18 protein-coding genes and 1 riboswitch are annotated in these 19690 nt (G+C 72.7%); of the genes, 5 read left to right on the top strand and 13 right to left on the bottom strand.

Going from position 1 to position 19690, the window contains the following annotated elements; all coding sequences use genetic code 11:
* Positions 1–5 precede the first annotated feature (5 nt).
* The 3 genes from IW256_RS11895 to IW256_RS11885 form a co-directional block, all read right to left on the bottom strand.
* Complete coding sequence (locus IW256_RS11895; RefSeq protein ID WP_197011010.1) at positions 6–443, bottom strand: hypothetical protein; 438 nt, start codon at positions 441–443, stop codon at positions 6–8.
* A 68-nt stretch (positions 444–511) separates the two neighbouring features.
* On the bottom strand, positions 512–952 hold the full coding sequence (locus tag IW256_RS11890) for an SRPBCC family protein (RefSeq protein WP_197011009.1): 441 nt from the start codon (positions 950–952) through the stop codon (positions 512–514).
* Positions 953–1004: 52 nt separating this feature from the next.
* Positions 1005–1772: a metallophosphoesterase family protein gene (locus IW256_RS11885; protein WP_197011008.1), complete on the bottom strand. Its 768-nt coding sequence runs from the start codon at positions 1770–1772 to the stop codon at positions 1005–1007.
* A 190-nt stretch (positions 1773–1962) separates the two neighbouring features.
* On the opposite strand from IW256_RS11885, the gene IW256_RS11880 reads away from it, so the two are divergent.
* Complete coding sequence (locus IW256_RS11880; RefSeq protein ID WP_197011007.1) at positions 1963–3750, top strand: AMP-dependent synthetase/ligase; 1788 nt, start codon at positions 1963–1965, stop codon at positions 3748–3750.
* Between the two features lie 68 nt (positions 3751–3818).
* On the opposite strand, the gene IW256_RS11875 is transcribed toward IW256_RS11880, so the two are convergent.
* From IW256_RS11875 to ctaE, 7 genes are all read right to left on the bottom strand, one after another.
* Entirely contained in the window at positions 3819–4481 is a 663-nt protein-coding gene (locus IW256_RS11875; protein ID WP_197011006.1) for an NAD(P)H-binding protein, read from the bottom strand.
* Positions 4482–4587: 106 nt separating this feature from the next.
* A complete protein-coding gene (locus tag IW256_RS11870; RefSeq protein WP_197011005.1) occupies positions 4588–5382 on the bottom strand; it encodes a hypothetical protein in 795 nt (264 codons plus the stop codon).
* Positions 5383–5508: 126 nt separating this feature from the next.
* A complete protein-coding gene (locus IW256_RS11865) occupies positions 5509–6636 on the bottom strand; it encodes a glycosyltransferase family 4 protein (protein WP_197011004.1) in 1128 nt (375 codons plus the stop codon).
* A 151-nt stretch (positions 6637–6787) separates the two neighbouring features.
* The gene (qcrB, locus tag IW256_RS11860) at positions 6788–8470 is read right to left on the bottom strand and encodes a cytochrome bc1 complex cytochrome b subunit (protein ID WP_197011003.1); all 1683 of its coding nucleotides are present in this window, start codon (positions 8468–8470) and stop codon (positions 6788–6790) included.
* Entirely contained in the window at positions 8467–9579 is a 1113-nt protein-coding gene (gene qcrA / locus IW256_RS11855) for a cytochrome bc1 complex Rieske iron-sulfur subunit (RefSeq protein ID WP_197011002.1), read from the bottom strand. Before qcrA ends, qcrB begins: the two co-directional genes overlap by 4 nt.
* Entirely contained in the window at positions 9576–10493 is a 918-nt protein-coding gene (gene qcrC, locus IW256_RS11850; protein ID WP_197011001.1) for a cytochrome bc1 complex diheme cytochrome c subunit, read from the bottom strand. Before qcrC ends, qcrA begins: the two co-directional genes overlap by 4 nt.
* A gap of 77 nt (positions 10494–10570) precedes the next feature.
* Positions 10571–11230, bottom strand: coding sequence for an aa3-type cytochrome oxidase subunit III (gene ctaE / locus IW256_RS11845; RefSeq protein WP_197011000.1), 660 nt, complete (start codon positions 11228–11230; stop codon positions 10571–10573).
* 324 nt (positions 11231–11554) lie between these two features.
* Here ctaE and IW256_RS11840 point away from each other — a divergent pair, with 324 nt between their 5' ends.
* Entirely contained in the window at positions 11555–11977 is a 423-nt protein-coding gene (locus tag IW256_RS11840) for a hypothetical protein (RefSeq protein ID WP_197010999.1), read from the top strand.
* 114 nt (positions 11978–12091) lie between these two features.
* Positions 12092–13141, top strand: a complete 1050-nt coding sequence (gene trpD / locus IW256_RS11835; RefSeq protein WP_197010998.1) for an anthranilate phosphoribosyltransferase — start codon at positions 12092–12094, stop codon at positions 13139–13141.
* 99 nt (positions 13142–13240) lie between these two features.
* Here trpD and IW256_RS11830 read toward each other — a convergent pair whose 3' ends face one another.
* The 3 genes from IW256_RS11830 to IW256_RS11820 all read right to left on the bottom strand — a co-directional run bounded on the left by IW256_RS11830 (position 13241) and on the right by IW256_RS11820 (position 16177).
* Positions 13241–13528, bottom strand: a complete 288-nt coding sequence (locus tag IW256_RS11830) for an Lrp/AsnC family transcriptional regulator (protein WP_197010997.1) — start codon at positions 13526–13528, stop codon at positions 13241–13243.
* Positions 13529–13611: 83 nt separating this feature from the next.
* Positions 13612–14361, bottom strand: a complete 750-nt coding sequence (locus IW256_RS11825; RefSeq protein ID WP_197010996.1) for a rhomboid family intramembrane serine protease — start codon at positions 14359–14361, stop codon at positions 13612–13614.
* A 37-nt stretch (positions 14362–14398) separates the two neighbouring features.
* A complete protein-coding gene (locus IW256_RS11820) occupies positions 14399–16177 on the bottom strand; it encodes a DEDD exonuclease domain-containing protein (RefSeq protein ID WP_197010995.1) in 1779 nt (592 codons plus the stop codon).
* 277 nt (positions 16178–16454) lie between these two features.
* Here IW256_RS11820 and IW256_RS11815 point away from each other — a divergent pair, with 277 nt between their 5' ends.
* Both IW256_RS11815 and IW256_RS11810 read left to right on the top strand, forming a co-directional pair.
* Positions 16455–17717, top strand: coding sequence for an NYN domain-containing protein (locus IW256_RS11815; protein ID WP_307828856.1), 1263 nt, complete (start codon positions 16455–16457; stop codon positions 17715–17717).
* Positions 17718–18036: 319 nt separating this feature from the next.
* Entirely contained in the window at positions 18037–18975 is a 939-nt protein-coding gene (locus IW256_RS11810; protein WP_307828855.1) for a C40 family peptidase, read from the top strand.
* Between the two features lie 417 nt (positions 18976–19392).
* A riboswitch (cyclic di-AMP (ydaO/yuaA leader) is annotated at positions 19393–19619 on the top strand.
* The last annotated feature ends 71 nt before the right edge of the window (positions 19620–19690 follow it).

Here is a 19690-nt window from a genome sequence, read left to right as displayed (position 1 = left end):
GTGCACTACCCGATGTCGATGGGGTCCTCGCCGCCCGCGCCCTCGGGGGGACGCGCGCGCCGCGGACCGTGCGGCGGCGGGCCGGGGGGCCGCGCGTCGCGGGTGCGTTCGTAGGCGGCGGCCACGTCGAGCGCCGCCGCCAGCAGCGACCGCCCGGCCTGCCGCACGTGGGCGCGGACCTCCGTGCCCGACTCGCGGGCCACCGCGATCGCCCGGCACACCGGGCAGTCGAGACACTCGGGGGCGCCGGTCGCGATGCGCGGAGGCCGGGCCTCCCCGGCCGCCGGGTCCGCGTCGGCCACCGCCCGGCTCCACACGTCGTCATCGGCACCGCCCGGACCGGCCTCCCGGCCCCGGCCGCCTCCCGTCTCGCCCACCCGCCTGCGCAGCGTCTCGAAGAGCTTGACCGCCTCGTCGAGAAGATCGCCCGGCTGCTCGTTCATCAGACCATTGTCCATCCGTCGTCGGCGCGAAACCGTATCGCCGCCCCCGGGCGGGGGCGCCGTGCCGCTCAGCCCTCGACGTGACGCTTCAGGCCTTTGAGGGCGGAGTCGATGATCCGCTTCTCCCCCTTGCGCCTGACCATCCCGATCATGGGGACCCGGACGTCCACGGCCAGCTCGTAGGTGACCTCGACCTCACCGCCGCCGGGCGCCTCCGCCAGGATGTACGAGCCGTGCAGCCCGGTCACCACGCTGCCCTGCTCCACCAGCTCCCAGTGCGCCTCGTCGTCACCGGACCAGTCGTAGCGCAGCCCGACGGTGTCGCTGAAGGGACCGCCGTCGAAGGTGAGCCGGGCGAGCCGGGCCCGCCCGTCGGCGCCGGTCTCCTGGACGGTGAGGTCACGGATGCCGCTGGCCCATTTCGGGTACGCCTCGAGATCGGCGATCACCGCCATGATCTCGGCCTTCCCGGCCTTGACGGTGATGGAAGAGCTCGTCCGGTCCGCCATCGCTGCTCTGCCCTTCTGCACGGCCGATCTGGTGTCCCCTGGAAAGTATCCGTCACAGCGACAGAACGTAAGGAACCCCGCTGCCACGGAAGTGGCCCACGTTGACGCATTCGGTGCGGCCGATGCGCATCCGCCGCGCCAGGGGCTGGTGCACGTGCCCGAACAGAACGTACCGGGGCTGGGTCCGGTGGACGGCCTCCAGCACCGCCTCGCTCCCCCGTTCGAACCTGCGCGCCACGGTGTCGTACAGCAGTTCCGGCACGGCCGGGGGAATGTGGCAGCAGAGCACGTCCACCTCGCCGACCGCGGCGACCTTGGCCGCGTACTCGTCGTCGTCGAGTTCGTAGGGGGTGCGGTACTCGGTCCTGAGCCCGCCGCCGACGAACCCGAACCGCAGGCCGCCCAGCTCGACCACCTCGCCGTCGAGCACGCGATGCCCCGCGCGCAGGTGCTCGTCCCACATGTGCGGGATGTCGACGTTGCCGTAGGTCAGGTAGGCGGGCTCGGGCATGGCGGCGAACAGCTCGGCGTACTGGCGGCGCACCGCCCGCTCGAGGTGCGGCCGCCGCCCGCCCTCCAGAGAGTCCCACAGCCGCCGGGAGAACGCGCGCGCCTCGTCGAACCGCTTCTGCGTGCGCAGTTCGATGAACCGGTCGGCGTTCTCCTGACCGAACAGCTCGGCGAAGATGCCCTGGCCGTGGTCGGAGTAGTCGATGAACAGGATCAGGTCGCCCAGGCAGATGAGCGCGTCCGCCCCCTCGCCCGCGCGCTTGAGGGCCTCCGCGCGGCCATGGACGTCGCTCACCACGTGGATCCGCATGAACCGACTCTAATGGTCCAGGCCGCCGGTGGCCCCAGGGCGTTCCAGGGTGGGCCTCGGCGCCTCCGCCGGAACGGACACGGACCGTGCCGTCAGGGAACGGAATTACTACTCACGGGTATCATTCGAGCGTGGGAACGCTGTACCGTCGTCCCACCCTTTGCCGTGCCGAACCGAGGAGTGGGCTGCCGTGCGCGAGTTCAGCGTCCCCGCGATGGTGGAGGTCCCCACCGCCACCAACCTGACCGACGCGCCGTTCACCCGGGCCGCCGAGCGGCCCGAGGCGATCGCGCTGCGGCGCCCGGCCGGCGATTCCTGGTCCCCGGTGACCGCGGCCGAGTTCGCCGCCGAGATCACCGCGCTGGCCAAGGGGCTCGCCGCGGCGGGCGTCGAGGCCGGTGACCGGGTCGCCCTGATGTCGCGGACCCGCTACGAGTGGACCCTGCTGGACTACGCGATCTGGACGGCGGGCGCCGTCGCCGTCCCGATCTACGAGACCTCGTCCGCCGAGCAGGTCGAGTGGATCGTCGGCGACTCGGGCGCCAAGGCCCTGTTCGCCGAGACGCGGGCGCACCTGGACACCGTCGCCGAGGTCAGGGACGCGCTGCCGGGCCTGGCGCACGTCTGGGGCATCGACACCGGCGGCCTCGACGAGGTGGTGGCGGCCGGGGCGGACGTCCCGGACGAGGTGATCGAGGAGCGGCGCCGTTCCCGGACCGCCGGCGACCTGGCCACGCTCGTCTACACCTCGGGCACCACCGGCCGCCCCAAGGGCTGCGAGCTGACCCACGGCAACTTCGCCGCCACCGCGCGCAACGCCGTCCAGGGGGCGATCGCCGAGGTCGCGGTGGAGGGCAGTTCGACCCTGCTGTTCCTGCCGCTGGCGCACGTGTTCGCCCGGCTCATCCAGGTCGCGTGCGTCGAGGGCGGCATCGTGCTCGGCCACAGCGACGTCCCGAACCTGCTGCCCGACCTGGCCTCGTTCCAGCCGACGTTCCTGCTGGCCGTGCCGAGGGTCTTCGAGAAGGTCTACAACGGCGCCGAGCAGAAGGCCGCCGCCGAGGGCAAGGGCAAGATCTTCCACGCCGCGGCCGACACCGCCATCGCCTACAGCCGGGCGCTGCAGGACGGCCGTCCCGGTCTCGGCCTGCGCGCCCGCCACAAGGTGTTCGACGTGCTGGTGTACGGCAAGCTGCGCGCCGCGGTCGGCGGGAAGGTGCAGTACGCGGTCTCCGGCGGCGCCGCGCTCGGCGAACGCCTCGGCCACTTCTTCCGGGGCGTGGGCATCACCATCCTGGAGGGCTACGGCCTGACCGAGACCACCGCGCCGGCCACCGTCAACCGGCCCACCGCCCTCAGGATCGGCACGGTCGGCCGGCCCATCCCCGGCGTGTCCCTGCGGATCGCCGAGGACGGCGAGGTCCTGGTGCGCGGCATCAACGTCTTCACGGGCTACTGGAACAACCAGGACGCCACCAAGGAGGCCCTGGAGGACGGCTGGTTCCGCACCGGCGACCTGGGCTCCCTGGACGAGGAGGGCTACCTCAGCATCACCGGCCGCAAGAAGGAGATCCTGGTCACCGCGGCCGGCAAGAACGTGGCGCCCGCCCCGCTGGAGGACCGGCTGCGCGCCCATCCGCTGATCAGCCAGTGCCTGGTGGTCGGCGACGGCCGCAAGTTCATCAGCGCGCTGATCACGCTGGACGAGGAGGCGCTCGGCCCCTGGAAGGAGCGGCACGGCAAGCCCGCCGCGATGACCCTGGAGCAGCTCAGCGCCGACCCCGAGCTGGTCGCCGAGATCGACGCCGCGGTGGACGAGGCCAACCGGAGCGTCAGCAAGGCCGAGTCGATCAAGAAGTACCGGATCCTCGGGGTGGACTTCACCGAGGAGGCGGGGCACATGACGCCCAGCCTCAAGGTCCGGCGGCACGCGGTCGTCAAGGACTTCGCCGGCGAGATCGACGCGCTCTACTCCTGACCGCCCGGCCGCCGGCCGCTACACACGGCCCGCCGCTACACACGGCCCGCCGCTACTCACGGCGGGGGCTACTCACGGCCGATCGTGGCGACCGCCTCCTCGACCGGGGTGTCCCCGCCGATCAGCTCCAGGACGCGGTGGCGCACGCCCGGGGTGTGCAGCAGGGCCGCGGTCACGGCGGCCACGTCGTCGCGGGTCACCGCCTCGTGGCCCACGTACGGACCGGCCAGGGTCACCCGGCCGGTGCCGGGGTCGTCGGTGAGCCGCCCCGGGCGCAGGATCAGCCAGTCCAGGTCCCGCGCCCGCAGGTCCTCCTCGGCCTCCTTCTTGGCCCGGATGTAGGCCGCCCAGGCCTCGCCCCGGTCCTCGCGGGGCGCCGTGTCCACCCCCATGGCCGAGATCTGCACGAACGGGCGGACGCCCGCCCGCTCGGCCGCGTCGGCCATGAGGACCGCCGCCGCCCGGTCGACGGTGTCCTTGCGCGCGGCCCCACTGCCCGGCCCGGCGCCGGCGGCGAAGACCACGGCGTCGGCGCCGGCGATCCGCCCGGCCACCTCCCCGGCCGTCGCCCGTTCCAGGTCGCACACCACCGGCTCGGCGCCCGCGGCGCGGACGTCACCGGCGTGCTCGGGATTGCGGATCAGGGCGAGCACGGTGTCGCCCCGGCCGGCCAGCCGCCGGGCCAACCTCAGCGCGATCTTCCCGTGCCCTCCCGCGATGACTACCCTCATGTTCGCGATCCTACGGACTCGCACCGGGCGACCGGTGCCGGGCACCCGGTGTCAGGAGCCCGAGAACTGCGCCCGGTGACGTGCGCCCGGTCCCACGAGCCCGCCGTCAGGCCGCCCAGGGCAGGCGCAGGGCCTCCAGCTCCGGGTCGGCCAGGATCGACTCGATCAGCGAGACCGGGCCCACGACCTTGGTCCCCCACAGGTCCCAGTCGCAGTACACCACCCACGAACGGTCGGCGGCCCACAGGTTGGACGGGCAGCTCGACACGGCCGGATGGTCGTAGAGGTCGGCGGCGTCGCCCAGCCGCCCGGACAGGACGGTCTCCCGGTCCCAGTCACCGGTGACGAACGGGCAGTAGTACGCCAGGCAGCGCCGCGCCTCCCCCTCCACGTCGTGCCGGACGAGCAGGGACATCAGCCGCCGCCACCCCTCCCGGTCGAGGCAGCCCTCGGCCGGGGGCTCGATGGCGGCCGACCAGCTGCCCGTCGGATGGGCCTGGCGCAGGCACCGGTGCCCCGGCAGCACCCCCTCGGGCACCACCGGCTCCCCAAAGCCGCGGGCCAGCTCGGCCCAGCGCAGCCGCCGCCAGCCGGGGCCCGGATGGCCGCCGCGGCCCAGCCGGGTGCCGGTGACCACGGCGCCCTCCATCAGGTCCCCCAGGTCGGCGTCCCCGGGCCGCTCCGGCTCGCCCAGCCCCGACGCCAGGGCCGACTGGTGAACGTCATCATGGGTCGTGGTGACCAGCCCGTCCTTCCACACGTACATGGCATGCAAGATCCACACCGCGTCCGGGCGGCGCGGTGGCCGGTATCCCGAGGAGCCGTGCCCGGGATCGAGGTCCTTCAGCCAGCCGGTGACCTCCCCGGAGGCCGCTGCCCACCTGTCTTCGACGTCCGCCATGTCCCGCATCCTGCCACTGTTCGCAGCCGCTCCGGCACAGGTCCGGACGGCGACGCGCCGATCAAGGAGGGTGCCGTTTCCCACGGCGGCGCCCCGGGCCCGCGAGGGGGGCCGCGGCCCCGCCCGTCAGGCCCTGAGAAGCCCGTCCAGCCGCGACGCCTGGAGCTCCCAGCGCCACTCCCGCTCGACCCAGGAACGTCCCTGGGCGCCCATCTTCCGCGCCCGCTCCGGGTCGCCCAGGAGGTCGGCCAGGGCGCCCGCGACGGCGGCCACCGAACGGCCCTCGACGACGACCCCGGTCTCCCCGTCCAGGACCGCGTCGGGGGCGCCCCCGGAGTCGCCCGCCACGACGGGCAGGCCCGTCGCCGAAGCCTCCAGGTAGACGATGCCGAGCCCCTCGACGTCCAGGCCACGGCGGCGCGTCCGGCAGGGCATCGCGAACACGTCGCCCGCGTCGTAGTGGGCGGGCAGCTCCTCCCAGGGCACGCTCCCGGTGAAGACCACCGAGTCCGCCACCCCGGCCGAGGCGGCCAGTCGCTCCAGATCCCGGCGGTACGGGCCGCCCCCGACCAGCAGGAGCGCGGCGTCCGGGACGGACCGCAGCACCGCGGGCCAGGCGTGGATCAGGGCGTCCTGCCCTTTGCGCGGGACGAGCCGCGACACGCACACCGCCACCGGGCGCCCCGAGAGCCCGTGCCGCCGCCGGACCTCCTCGCCTCCCGCCCCGGCGAAGAAGACGTTCTCGTCGACCCCCGGCGCGAGCCGGGCCATGCGGGAGGCCGCGCGGGGAGAGACCGCGCGTGCCATCCGGGAACGGGTGTACTCCCCCAGGTAGGTCAGGGTGTCCACGCCGTCGCCGATCCGCCTCAGCAGCCCCCGCGCGCCCGGCAGCGCCGCCCACCCGGCCTCGTGCCCGTGCGTGAGTCCCACGAGCCGCTCCGCGCCCCGCCGCCGCAGCGCGGGCGCCAGCAGCCCCAGCGGGGCCGCCGCGCCGAACAGCACCGAGTCGCACCCCTCCGAACGGAGGATCTCCCCGGCCCGGCGCAGCACGGTCGGCTCGGGCACCATCAGCGACGTCGGGTGCCGCACCACCGGGAACGGCTGGGCCGCGTCGAACTCGGCGGCCCCCTTCCAGGCGGGCGCGTACACCACGACCGAACCGGGCGGGCGCCGTACCGCGAGGTTGTGCACGAACGCCTGGATGCCGCCGGGGCGGGGCGGGAAGTCGTTGGTGACGACGAGGGTCTTGGTCATCTCTCCTCAGACTACGTACGGCACGGGCGGCGGCCCGGGCACGGGAGGGCGGACACGCCGGCGGAACGAGCCGAGGCCCGCCACCGGTCCACCGGTGACGGGCCTCGGCCCTGAACTCGCCGTCGGGGGGACGGCTCGGAGATCGCGCCGGTCAGCGGCTGAGCTGCTTGCTGTCCTTGCCGCTCTCCAGCTCGCGCTTCTCGCCGTCCGCGTGCCCGTTCTCGTCGTGCCCGTTCGCGTCGTGCCCGTGGCCCTCGTGCTCCTCGACCGGGACGTCGTCGAAGCTCCAGGCCCGGTTGAGCCGCGAGCGCAGGTGCCCCACCGGGCCCTTGCTGCTGGGCGAGGGGACGCCGTTGGCGTCCACCGCGGGCGCCTCCGGACGGGCGTTCTCCTTGCTGAGGAGGACCGCCCGCTCCTCCTCCCGCGCCGGCTCGTGCCGCTCGCTGAAGCCGCCCTCGGGCGACATCAGGATGATGCCGCTCTCCACGCCGTGCCCGATGACGTCGGCGTCCTTGCGCTGCAGCCCCAGGCAGATGCGCTTGGTGACGGCGTAGGCGATGAACGGGCCGATGATCACCGTGACCCGGAAGAACCAGGTCGTGGCGAACAGGGACACGTGGAACCGCTCGGCGATCACGTCGTTCGCGCCGGCCAGCCACAGCAGGCCGTAGAAGGTGATGGCGGCGATGCCGACACCGGTGCGGACCGGGGCGTTGCGCGGCCGGTCGTTGACGTGGTGGAGCCGCCGGTCGCCGGTGACCCACTGCTCGATGAACGGGAACAGCGCGGCGCCGGTGAAGATGATCCCCAGCGGGAGCAGCGCCGGGATCAGCACGTTCAGGCTGAGCGTGTGGCCCAGCGCGCTGATCTCCCAGCCCGGCATGATCCGCAGGGAGCCTTCCAGGATCCCCATGTAGAAGTCCGGCTGGGACCCCGCGGAGATCGCGCCCGGATCGTAGGGGCCGAACAGCCAGATCGGGTTGATCTGGGCGAACGCCCCCAGCAGCGCCACGACGCCGAAGGTGAACAGGAAGTAGGCGCCCGTCTTGGCCATGAAGACCGGGTAGAAGGGGTAGCCGTAGACCTTGGACTCGGTCTGCTCCTTGGTCGGCATCGCGGTGTGCTTCTGGTGCCACATGATCATCATGTGCGCGGTCACCAGGCCCAGCAGCAGCGCCGGGATCAGCAGCACGTGCAGGGTGAACAGCCGGGGGATGATGTCCCCGGTGTTGCCCTCGGGGAACTCCCCGCCGAACAGGAACATGTAGATGTAGGTGCCGACCACCGGGATCGACTCGGCCACGCCCTGGGTGATCCGCAGGCCGGTGCCCGACAGCAGGTCGTCGGGCAGCGAGTAGCCGAACAGGCCCTCGAGCATGCCCAGCGTGAACATGCCGATGCCGATCAGCCAGTTGATCTCACGCGGCTTGCGGTAGGCGCCGGTGAAGAACACCCGCAGCATGTGTGCCATGATCGACGCCATGAACAGCAGCGCCGCCCAGTGGTGGATCTGCCGCATCAGCAGCCCGCCGCGGACGTCGAAGCTGATGTGCAGGGTGGAGGCGTAGGCCTCCGACATCTTGACGCCGTTCAGCTTGGTGTACGACCCGTCGTACACCACCTCCATCATGCTGGGCTTGAACCAGAGCGTCAGGAACGTCCCGGTCAGCAGCAGGATGATGAAGGAGTACAGGGCGATCTCGCCCAGCATGAACGACCAGTGGTCCGGAAAGACCTTCTTGACGTTCCGCTTGAAGAAGGTGGTGGACCCGAGGCGGTCGTCGAGGAAGTTCAGCGTCCCGTCGACCGCCTTCGGGGCGGTGGCCTGGCTCATCCGCGCTCCCAGAAGCTCGGACCGATCGGCTCGGGGAAGTCGTCGGTGGCCACCAGGTAACCGTCCTCCACGCCGAGCGGCAGCTGGGGAAGCGGCCGGGCCGCCGGGCCGAACACGACCTTGGCCGCGTCGGTGGCGTCGAAGGTGGACTGGTGGCACGGGCAGAGGATGTGGTGGGTGGTCTGCTCGTACAGGGCCGCCGGGCAGCCCACGTGCGTGCAGATCTTGGAGTACGCCACGATACCGCCGACGTGCCAGTTCTCACGTCCCTTGGCGGGCTTGAACTGGTCCGCCGGGACGTTGATGAGGATCGTGACGGCCTTGGCGATCTCGTTCAGCGGGTGGTGGGCGTTCTCCTCGATCCCCTCCGGCAGCACGGTGATCATGCTGCCGGGGGCGGCGAAGTCGCTGACCTTCAGCGGCGCGTTGGTGCCGTCGACGACCAGCCGGACGCCCTTGCGCCCCTCGGCCTTGGCCTTCTTGACGGCCTCGGCCCAGTAGGTGTGGCGCAGCCGCTTCTCGGGCAGCGGGCCGAGGTCGCGCAGCAGCACCAGCGGCGCCAGGCCCAGCGGCGCGGCGGCCAGCAGCAGCGTGCGGCGCAGCAGCGGCCGCTTGGTGATGCCGCTGTCGGCGGCGCCCTCGATGAACGCCTCGGTGAACGCCTCGCGCGTCTGCGGGTCGGCCTGCAGCTCGTGCCGCTCCTGGACGATCGGCTTGCTGGTCATGAGGCGGCGCACCCAGATGGTGACGCCGATGGCCAGCGCCAGGAACGACAGCGCCATCATGCCGCCGAGCCAGTAGTTGGACTCCCTGGCCCGCTCGATGCCGTGCATGCCGCCGTCGCGGCCGCTCCAGCCGATGTAGTAGGCGATGAACGCCACGCTGCCGGCGAAGGCGAGCAGGAAGAACGTGGCGACGACGCGCTCGGCGCGCTTGGCCGCCTCCTCGTCCAGCTCCTCGCCGGCCCCCGCGGGGGCCGAGACGTCCTGGCTGGCCAGCAGCTGCTTCTCGGTCGCCGGGGACGGGGTGCCGACCACCCGTTCGCGCCCGGCTCCGCTCTCGCCCGGCTCCCGGGGGGCGCCGTTGGTCTCGTCGGTGTTGTCGCTCATGACTTCTTCAGCTTCTTCGGCTTCTTCGCGGTGATCCACATCGCCGCGAGGACGAGCAGCCCGACGCCGACCAGCCAGCCGACCAGGCCCTCGGAGACCGGGCCGATGCGGCCGAGGCCGAACCCGCCCGGGTTGGGCTCCTCGCGAGTCTGGACCAGGTAGGCGATGATGGCCTGCTTGTCCTTCGGGGTGAGGGTGGTGTCGTTGAACACCGGCATGGCCTGCGGGCCGGTCAGCATGGCCTCGTAGATCTGCGTGGGGGTGACGTCGTTGGTGTCCAGCGGCGGGGCGTACTTGCCGCCGGTCAGCGCGCCGCCCGACCCCACGAAGTTGTGGCACTGGGCGCAGTTGGTGCGGAACAGCTTGCCGCCGAGCGCGACGTCACCCTTCTTGGGGTCGACCATCTCGGCGCTGGGGATCGCCGGGCCCTTGCTGGCGCTCAGCGAGTCGACGTAGGCGATCAGGTCGGCCAGGTTCTTCTGGGCCTGAGCCTTCTGCTTCTCGGCCGCCGCCCGCTTCTCCGGCTCCTCGTAGTCGGTCTTGAGACCGACGTTGAAGTCGGGGATGGGCGTCTTGCGCGGCATCTGCGCGCCAGGGTTCATCGCGGGCATCCGGCCCGTGCTGACCTGGAAGTCGACGGACGCCGCGCCCACCCCGATCAGGCTGGGAGCGAGCGGCTTGCCGTTGCCGTCCTTGCTGCCCTCGCCGTTGAGGCCGTGGCAGCTGGCGCAGTTCTTGTTGAAGAGCTGCTTACCGTTCTGCAGATCGTCGGCGGCCTGGGCCGTGCTGGCCGCCTCGGCACGGTCGGGCTGGGGCTGGAAACCGGCGTAGATGACGCCGATCGCCGCCAGGGCCGCCAGCACGACGGCGTAGCCCGCCCAGGGGCGCCGTCGCCATGCGGTGAACCTTTTCACGGAAATCCCCGTTCGGGTCTTGTCGTCGGTGGAGGTCTAGCGGGTCTGAGTCTGTCTAGGGGCGGGACGCCGCGCGGTCACAGGTCGAGGAGGTAGATCGTCGCGAACAGGCCGATCCAGACCACGTCCACGAAGTGCCAGTAGTAGGACACGACGATCGCGCTCGTCGCCTGCTCATGCGTCCAGCGCTTGGCGGCGTAGGTCCGCCCGAGGACGAAGAGGAACGCGATCAGGCCGCCGGTCACGTGCAGCCCGTGGAACCCGGTGGTCAGGTAGAAGACCGAGCCGTACGCCGACGACGACAGCGTCAGTCCGTCGTGGACGACCAGGTTGTAGTACTCGTAGGCCTGGCCGGCCACGAAGTAGGCGCCCATGAGGAACGAGAGCACGTACCACTCACGCAGACCCCAGCGCCGGAAGTCCAGCAGGCCGCCGTCGCGTCCCACCTTGCCCGCCTCGGCCTTGAACACGCCCATCTGGCAGGTCACCGAGGACAGGACCAGGATGGTGGTGTTGAAGGCGGAGAGGGGCAGGTCGAGAGGGGCGCCCGGCCACGCATGCTCTCCCTGCTGGCCGATCGTCACGGAGCGGATCGTAAAGAACATCGCGAACAGAGCCGCGAAGAACATCAGCTCGGACGACAGCCAGACGATCGTCCCCACGCTGACCAGGTTGGGACGATTCGCCCGAGCGTGAGGTGTTGTCTCTATCGCGGATGCTGTTGCCACGGGCGCCATTATTGCGTCACCTATCCCATGATCGACGCATGACCCCCCTGTAGAGGTTCCCGAGCGTGTCCGACCTGCGATCCCTCGGTCACCCGCGGAACGACCGGAAGGGCCGTCCAGCAACGCCTTCCGCGTTCCCGACCGGCGTGGATCCCGCCCGCGGCACCCGCCCGGCCACGTTTTGGACACGGTACGGGAACGGCGCGGCGCACCTCGCCTCCGGGCCGCCCCGGGGGTGTCGCGCCGGGCACCGCCGCCGCCCGTCCCCGGCCACCGCCGCGACCCCGGGTGGACATGGCCGAACCCGAACCCGTGCGGGTAACCTTCTCTGCCATGAGCACCGCCCCGGAGAGCCCGATGAAGGTTCTCGTCTACAGCGACGACGCCAGCACCCGTGCCGAGATCCGGCTCGCCATCGGACGCCGTCCCGCGGCCGACCTCCCGCGGGTGGAGTACGTCGAGTGCGCCACCCAGCCGGCCGTGGTCAAGCGGCTGGACGAGGGCGACATCGACGTCGCGGTGGTCGACGGCGAGGCGCAGCCCGCGGGCGGTCTGGGCGTCTGCCGCCAGGCCAAGGACGAGGTGTACGACTGCCCGCCGTTCCTGGCGATCATCGCCCGGCGCGACGACGGCTGGCTGGCGACCTGGTCGCGCGCCGACAAGGTGGTCTCGCTGCCGCTGGACCCGATGGCGCTGGCCAACGCGGTCGCCGAGCTCATGCGGCTGCGCGCCGAGAACCGCCTGCCCGCCCTGTAGACCCGCCCGCCGGAGAGGCGGGGGCACGCCCTCCGGCCGGAGGCGCCCCGGGACCGTTCCCGCATGCCCTCGCCCGCCTTCCGACTTCGGCCCCGTCTCCGACCTGGGGGAACCATGGACGCCCGTACCAGCTGGCCGGCGCTGCTCAACGCGCTGCTCGACGGCGAGTCGCTGTCGAGCGTGGAGACCGCCTGGGCGATGCGGCAGATCATGGCCGGGGAGGCCACGGAGGCCCAGATCGCCGGGTTCGCCGTCGCGCTGCGGGCCAAGGGCGAGACCGTCGACGAGGTGGCCGGGCTGGCCGAGGCCATGCTCGCCAACGCCACCCCGATCCACATCCCGGGCCGCCTCGGCGATCTGGTGGGCACCGGCGGCGACCGGGCCCACACGGTCAACATCTCCACGATGGCGGCGGTGGTGGCCGCGGGCGCGGGCGTGAAGGTCGTCAAGCACGGCAACCGCGCCGCCACGTCGTCCTGCGGCGCCGCGGACCTCCTGGAGGCCCTGGGCGTGGCGATCGACCTGCCGCCCGAGCTGACCGCCCGGGTGGCCGAGGAGGCCGGGATCGCCTTCTGCTTCGCGCCGATCTACCACCCGGCGTTCAAGCACACCGCCAAGGCCCGCGGCGAGCTGGGGACGCCGACGGTCTTCAACTTCCTCGGCCCGCTGACCAACCCGGCCCGCACCACCACCCAGGCGGTGGGCGTCTTCCACCCCCGCATGGCCGGCGTCATGGCGGGCGTGTTCGCGAAGCGGGGCTGCTCGTCGCTGGTGTTCCGCGGCGACGACGGGCTCGACGAGCTCACCACCACCGGCACCTCGACCGTGTGGGTGGTGCGCGAGGGGACCGCCACCGAGACCGTCTTCGACCCCGCCGACCTGGGCATCCCCCCGGCGGGCCCGGACGACCTGCGCGGCGCCGACGCGGAGTTCAACGCCCGGGTGGCCCGCGGCGTGTTCGCCGGCGAGCCCGGCCCGGTCCGCGACATGGTCCTGCTCAACGCCGCGGCGCTGATGGTCGCCCACGACGGCACGCCGCCCGCGGACGGGCTGACCGAGGCCCTGCGCGCCGCGTACGCCCGTGCCGCCGGGGTCATCGACGAGGGCGCGGCGTCGGCCACCCTCGACACGTGGGTCAAGGCCAGCCAGGCTCTCCGCCCCTGAGTGGCGCTGAGTGCCGCTGAGTGCCGCTGAGTGCCGCCGCCCGGCGAGTACGAGACCTCTCTGGGGGGCGACCCCCCAGAGCCCCCGGCAAGTGCTTCTTCAGTCGGCGTCCGGGAGTCCCACCGCGAACGCCGCCTCCAGGTCGTGCCGGGAGTAGGTCCGGAACGCGATGTGGGTCTCGGTGTCACGGATCCCCGGCACCTTGTTGAGCCGGCCCGGGATCACGTCGTTGAGCTCCTCGTGGCCGCGCACCCGGACCATCGCGATCAGGTCGTACTCCCCGGTGATGGAGTAGACCTCGCTGACGCCGTCCAGGGCGGCGACGCTCTCGGCGACCTCGTGGATGCTCGCGACGTCCGCCTTGATGAGCACGATCGCGGTGACCACCGCATCTCCCCCTCTGAGAAGCCCTGACGGGCGTTCCGCCGTCCTCCGGGCGGGCAGGGTACGACTCTATCGGCCGCGGGCCGTCAGCCGCGGCTCAGGGCGGCCGGGCGGCGGGCCGGGCCGGCCTGCCGGGCCATGAGGGCGAACACCACCCCGGCGAGGAAGCCCGCGATGTGCGCCACGTACGCGACGTTGCTCTCCCGGTCGCCGAGGGACAGCCACTGGAGGACGAACCAGTAGCCGAGCACCACCCAGACCGGCAGCCGGATCACGAAGATCGGCGGGACCAGGCTGACGATCCGGCCGCGGGGATTGAGGATCAGGTAGGCGCCCAGGACCCCGGCGATGGCCCCGGAGGCGCCGATGAGCGGCACGGTGGCGTCGGGCGACACGTACGCGAACCCGTACACCGCCACCAGCCCGAAGAACAGGTAGCTGAGCAGGTAGCGCAAGCGCCCGAGCCGGTCCTCCACGCCCATGCCGACCACGAACAGCACCACCAGGTTGCCCAGCAGGTGCAGCGCCCCCGAATGCAGGAACATCGAGGTGAAGGCCGAGACCCAGGGCGTCTTGGAGAAGTCCTCCTGCCCGCACTGGCGGACGATCTGCGGGGGCACCGGCTGCTGCCGGCCGGTGGTCAGCTCCTTGGGGACGGCGCCGTACTCGAAGGTGAAGCGCGCCGCGTTGCACTCGCGTACCCTGCCCTCGCCGTACCAGCTGGAGAAGTTGGCCATCGGGGTGAACAGGAAGACCAGCACGTTGGCGGTCACCAGCAGGTAGGTCACCCACGGGACCCGCCTGGCGGGCTGGCTGTCGTAGAGCGGCATGGCCATAGGGAGCGGCGTCCTCGCGATTGCCGGGTTTCTTCCGTCACCTTAGTGGGCGGGCGGCCCGGGGCTCCCCGGGCTCGCGGGCCGCGTAGGCATTGTCCAGCCACGCGCGCAGGCGTTCGGCGCCGTGGACCGGGTACGTCCAGGTGCCCTCCACCTCGACCGGGCGGACGCCGGGCGCGTCCATCCAGCGCAGGACGCACTCCATCTCCCCGGCGGTGGCCGCTCCGCCGGGGGCGCCGGTGGTCACCGACCAGGGGAAGACGGTCTCGGCCGTCGCGATCAGGGCGTCCACGTAGGGGCGCGGGTGCGCGCCGGGCGGGATCATGCCCGCGGCGGCCAGCCGCCCGTACCGGACGACCGCCAGCTCCCAGCCGCCGTCGAAGGCCGGGCGCGCCGCCACCACCTGCGGGCAGCCCGCCAGCGCCCCCAGCCGCTCGGCGCGGGCGGCGGCCCGCACGAACGCCGCCAGCCGGTCGCGCTGCGCCGCGGCCTCCTCGTAGCGCTGCTCGGCGGCCAGCCGGTCGATCCGCACCCGGGCGGCGGCCACCACCGGGCGCACGTCCCCGGCCAGCACGGCGCGCGCCGAGGTGACGTGGACCGCGTACGACCCGGAGGACTCGCGGCCCTCGCAGGGCGCCCCGCAGCGGCCGATCTCGGCCAGCGCGCAGGTGCGGGCCCGGCCCTCGCCGATCAGCCGCGGGGTGAGCCGCTGGGTGCACTGGCGCAGCGGGATCGCCTCGTGCAGCGCCGAGCGCGCCTCCTCGGCCTGCCGGCGGGACGACAGGGGGCCGAGGTAGGCGGCGCCGTCGTCGCGGCACTCCCGGACGATGGAGAGCCGGGGGAAGGGCTCCACGGTGAGCTTGAGCCACATCACCCGCTCGGGGAACTTCGAACGCCGGTTGTAGCGGGGCTTGTGCTCGGCGATCAGGCGCAGCTCGCGGACCTCGGCCTCCAGCCCGGTGGCGCACACGATCGTGCGGACGCGTTCGGCCAGGCCGACCATCTCGCGGACCCGCCAGCGGGTCTCCGAGCCGGTGAAGTAGCCGCGGACGCGGGTCCGCAGGTCGCCGCTCTTGCCGATGTAGAGCGCCTCGCCGGCGGCGTCCTCGAAGACGTAGACGCCCGGGGCGCTGGGCACGGCGTCGGCCAGGTGCCGCTTGCGCCGCTGCTCGGGGGTGGGCGCCTTGGCGAAGCCGCGCAGCTCCTCCAGGGAGGTGACGCCGAACGACCCGAGCCGTTCGATGAGGCCGTGCAGGACGTCGACGGTGGCGCGGGCGTCGGCCAGCGCCCGGTGGCAGGGACGGGTGGCGGCGCCGAAGAACCTCGCCAGGGTCTCCAGCTTGCAGTTGGGCACCTCGTCCTTGGTCAGGACGCGGCGTGCCAGGTCGACGGTGTCGACCACGGGGAACGCGGGCCAGGCGTACCCCTGCGCCGCGCAGGCGGCCTTGAGGAAGCCGATGTCGAACGGGGCGTTGTGCGCGACCAGCACGCAGCCCCTGGCGAACTCCAGGAACGCCGGGAGGACCGAGTCCATCCTTGGGGCGGCGGTCACCATCGCCTGGGTGATGCCGGTGAGCGCGGTGATGAACGGCGGGATCGCGCCGCCCGGGTCGACCAGCGTGCCGAACTCGCCGAGACCGGCGCCCCCGCGCACCTTGACCGCGCCGATCTCGGTGATGGCCGACTCGGCGGGCGACCCCCCGGTGGTCTCCAGGTCCACCACCACGAAGGTGACGCCCGCCAAGGGGGTGCCGAGGTCGTCGAGGGTGCCCTGGACGCCGTGCGCCGAAGGGGTCTCGGATCTCGCAGCCGTCATGGCGGCGACCGTAGAGCAGGCCACCGACAGAAGGGCGGCCCGCTAGGGTGGAGGGCACCCTGGAGACCTGCGCGTGCGGGGGCGCGCCGAGGGCGTTGTGCGAGGGCTCCGGCGGTTTGCGGCATACCACGTGTTCGTGCTGGTTAAGGTGCGTGACACCCGGGAAAACTGAGCGCACCGGCGGCACGCGCCTGGGAGGAGCGGGATCATCGACAGCGGCCCGGAAGCCGAGGAACGCCTGGCCCGCCCCCTCCCCGAGGCGGTCCGGCTGGGTGTCGTGGACGCCGCCGCGGAGCTGATCGGGTCGCTGCCGATCGAGGAGGTGCCGCTGCCGCTGCGCCGGTTCGCCCGGTTCGAGCGGCGCAAGCGGGCCAAGCTCGCCGGGCAGCACATCGCCGCCCGGCTGGAGAAGGACGACGCCTTCCGGCGGCGGGTCGCCGGGCCGCTGCGCGAGGCGCAGCCCGACCTGGTGGAGGCCGTGGAGGAGGGCGGGGTCCCGCCCGCCGCGGACCCGGTGCGGGTCGCGGTCATCGGCTACCTGCTGCGTCCCGAGGGGTGGACCCGGCTGGTGGAGGCCGCCCGGGACGAGCTGGAGCGATCGGCGAGCGCCTCGGAGGGCGAGGCCGCCGAACGGCGCATCGCCGAGCTGCGCGAGGAGGTCGCCGCCGCCCGCACGTCCCGTGCCGCCGAGGTGGAGCGGCTGCGGGCCGAGCTGCGCGAGAGCAAGGCCGAGATCTCCGAGCTGCGGCGCAAGCTGCACGAGGCGCGGCTGAAGGCCAAGGCGGCCGGGGAGCGCGCCGACGCGCTGGCCGCCGGCACCGAGCGCGAGCTGGCCGCCGCCCGGGAGGGCACCGCCGCCGCCGACAAGGAGTTGCGCCGCCTGCGCGGCAGGCTCGCGCGCGCGGAGGCCGGCGCCGAGGCCGCCCGGCGCGCCTCCCGGGAGGGCCGCAACGTCGACGACGTGCGGCTGCGCATGCTGCTGGACACGCTGGTGGACGCGGCCCAGGGCGTGCGGCGGGAGCTGGCGCTGCCGTCCACGATCGCGCGTCCGGCCGACGCGGTGCCCGGTGTGGAGCCGGACCGGGTGGCGCACCGCGCGCTGCCCGGCCGGGCGCTGTCGGACGACGATCCGCAGCTGCTGGACCGGTTGCTGACGCTGCCCCAGGTGCATCTGGTCGTCGACGGCTACAACGTCACCAAGACCGGTTACGGCGAGCTGCCGCTGGCCGACCAGCGCAACCGGCTGCTGTCGGGGCTGGGCGGGCTGGCCGCGCAGACCCGCGCGGAGGTCACCTGCGTCTTCGACGGCGCGGAGCTGGACGCTCCGGTGGCGATCGCCGCCCCGCGCGGGGTGCGGGTGCTGTTCAGCCAGCCGGGGCAGACCGCCGACGAGCTGATCGGCGAGCTGGTGCGCGCCGAGCCGTCCGGGCGCGCGGTGGTGGTCGTCTCCTCCGACCGCGAGGTGGCCGACGCCGCCCGGCGGGCCAGTGCCCGGCCCGCCCCCTCGACGCTGCTGCTGCGCCGGCTGGGCCGTACCTGACCGGGCGGCCCGCGATCGTCTCCCCCTGCCGGTGCGGCACCCCGCGGAGCGTTCCGACCACTGTCCGTCATAGCACTTCGTGACAGTTATCTCACCGAACGTCCGCAAAGCACGAATTACTAGTGCAAAGACCATCGAATCAGTTGTGACGGGTGTGACCCCTCGCTAGTGTCGTCCGCTGACATCGTGGACGAGAGGGGCACAACCGATCGTGGCCAGTGATCTCACCGGGGCGGCCTCCCAGCCGGCGCGCGTCCGCCCGAGCCTCATCGCGAGACGAGGCGCTCCCCGCAGGCTCACGGCGACCGTCTGCCTCGCCGTGACGGCCTCCCTCGCGCTTCCCGCCTCCGTGGCGTACGCCGACCCCGCCCCCAGCGCGGCCGAGGCGCGCAAGAAGCTGACCAAGCTCAACGAGCAGGTCGAACAGCTGGTGGAGAAGTACAACCAGGTGGACGAGCAGCTCAAGGTCGCCAAGAAGAAGTGGAAGGCGACCCAGAAGGCGGGCAAGGAGGAGCAGGCCACCTACGACCAGCTGCGCACGAAGATCGCGCAGATGGCCGCCGACGCCTACAAGAGCGGCAACACCGGCGACGTGGCCGGCTTCGCCGGGGCCAACGACCCGCAGGCGGTGCTCGACCAGGCCGCCGTCTTCTCCCACCTGGCCCGCAACCGCGGCTCGGAGCTGACCCAGTTCCTGGGGGCCGCCCAGCGGGTGCGCCGGGAGCAGGCCCAGGCCAAGGCCGCCTACGACGAGGTGGCCAAGAAGGCCAAGGAGATGCGGGCGAAGAAGACCGAGGTCGAGAAGTCGATCCGGAAGCAGAAGGCGCTGCTGGCCCGGCTCGGCGAGCGCACCTCCTCCGGGGGCGGCGGCGCCACCGGCGGCACGTACAACGGCCCGGCCAGCGGGTCGGCCCGCGTCGCGCTGAACTTCGCCTACGCCCAGCTCGGCAAGCCCTACCAGTACGGGGCGGCCGGGCCGAGCTCGTACGACTGCTCGGGCCTGACGATGAAGTCGTGGGGCGCGGCGGGCGTCGGCATCACGCGTACCACCAACTCGCAGTACGCCGCCACCAAGCGCATCGACAAGAGCAACCTGCAGCCCGGTGACCTGGTGTTCTTCAACAACCTCGGCCACGTCGGCCTGTACGTGGGCGGGGGCAAGATGATCCACGCGCCGCGCACCGGCAAGAACGTCGAGGTCGTGAGCATCACCTCGGGCTACTACCTGTCGAACTACTACGGGGCCGGGCGCCCCTGACGGGTCCCGGAGCGCGGCGGTCCACCGGGCCGTCGCCGCCGCCCGGACACTCCCCAGCCGCCGGACCAGGGCTTATTCCTGGTCCGGCGGTTTTTTGTCCGCTATTTGCCATTTCGTAGACCTTTGCTATCTTGTGTCCCACTCGCGGCGCCTCCCAGGTGTCGCAGGGCCGCGCGCCACACCGGCGCGCAACGGCCCTCCGCGGCACCCTCCAGGTGCCGCCCCCGCACGACACCCTCCAGGTGTCGCCCCGACACGGCGCCCCCCAGGTGCCGGTCCCCTCCCCCATCCGGCCGGCCCACCGTCCGTGAGCACCCGCGCGGCGCGCATGGGCGCCGCAGGCGCACCACGGCGGTCCTTCCATCGGGCACCGGCCGCGGGCGGATCCCCGTTCAGGGGCCCGTCCGACGTCTTTCCCACAAGTCAACGCCGAATCCGCCACCGAGCGGAGCCGGGGAACCAACGCCGGGCGATCCGGACCTTCCGGAACACGCCCGAGCAGGGGTGAATCGGCGCGCGGCCCACCGGAACGCACGCCCTGGACGAACGAGCCAGGTCGAGCGCACCGGCCGGGGAGCGCACCGTAGGACGACTTCCACGTCCGAATCCGACAGCTAACCCGGTAGGCGTCTGGAAGAAGGAGTGACCCTGCCAAGGAAAGCCGCAACCAGTACAACCCGCTCCAGCCGGATGCATCGCGGGCCGGCCCCCTCCG

This window comes from Actinomadura viridis, from assembly GCF_015751755.1.
GTDB classification, from domain to species: Bacteria; Actinomycetota; Actinomycetes; order Streptosporangiales; family Streptosporangiaceae; genus Spirillospora; species Spirillospora viridis.
Note: the sequence above shows the minus strand (reverse complement) of the source record. Positions and strands in the feature narration are given on the sequence as shown.

What these genes read in the sequence shown, in the direction of transcription:
- IW256_RS11885 (WP_197011008.1), bottom strand. Translation starts at nt 1,772, where the DNA reads ATGCGGATCCACGTGGTGAGCGACGTCCATGGCCGCGCGGAGGCCCTC.
- IW256_RS11825 (WP_197010996.1), bottom strand. Translation starts at nt 14,361, where the DNA reads ATGGCCATGCCGCTCTACGACAGCCAGCCCGCCAGGCGGGTCCCGTGG.
- IW256_RS11870 (WP_197011005.1), bottom strand. Translation starts at nt 5,382, where the DNA reads ATGGCGGACGTCGAAGACAGGTGGGCAGCGGCCTCCGGGGAGGTCACC.
- ctaE (WP_197011000.1), bottom strand. Translation starts at nt 11,230, where the DNA reads ATGGCGCCCGTGGCAACAGCATCCGCGATAGAGACAACACCTCACGCT.
- IW256_RS11820 (WP_197010995.1), bottom strand. Translation starts at nt 16,177, where the DNA reads ATGACGGCTGCGAGATCCGAGACCCCTTCGGCGCACGGCGTCCAGGGC.
- IW256_RS11890 (WP_197011009.1), bottom strand. Translation starts at nt 952, where the DNA reads ATGGCGGACCGGACGAGCTCTTCCATCACCGTCAAGGCCGGGAAGGCC.
- qcrB (WP_197011003.1), bottom strand. Translation starts at nt 8,470, where the DNA reads ATGAGCCAGGCCACCGCCCCGAAGGCGGTCGACGGGACGCTGAACTTC.
- IW256_RS11865 (WP_197011004.1), bottom strand. Translation starts at nt 6,636, where the DNA reads ATGACCAAGACCCTCGTCGTCACCAACGACTTCCCGCCCCGCCCCGGC.
- qcrA (WP_197011002.1), bottom strand. Translation starts at nt 9,579, where the DNA reads ATGAGCGACAACACCGACGAGACCAACGGCGCCCCCCGGGAGCCGGGC.
- IW256_RS11895 (WP_197011010.1), bottom strand. Translation starts at nt 443, where the DNA reads ATGAACGAGCAGCCGGGCGATCTTCTCGACGAGGCGGTCAAGCTCTTC.
- trpD (WP_197010998.1), top strand. Translation starts at nt 12,092, where the DNA reads ATGGACGCCCGTACCAGCTGGCCGGCGCTGCTCAACGCGCTGCTCGAC.
- IW256_RS11840 (WP_197010999.1), top strand. Translation starts at nt 11,555, where the DNA reads ATGAGCACCGCCCCGGAGAGCCCGATGAAGGTTCTCGTCTACAGCGAC.
- IW256_RS11875 (WP_197011006.1), bottom strand. Translation starts at nt 4,481, where the DNA reads ATGAGGGTAGTCATCGCGGGAGGGCACGGGAAGATCGCGCTGAGGTTG.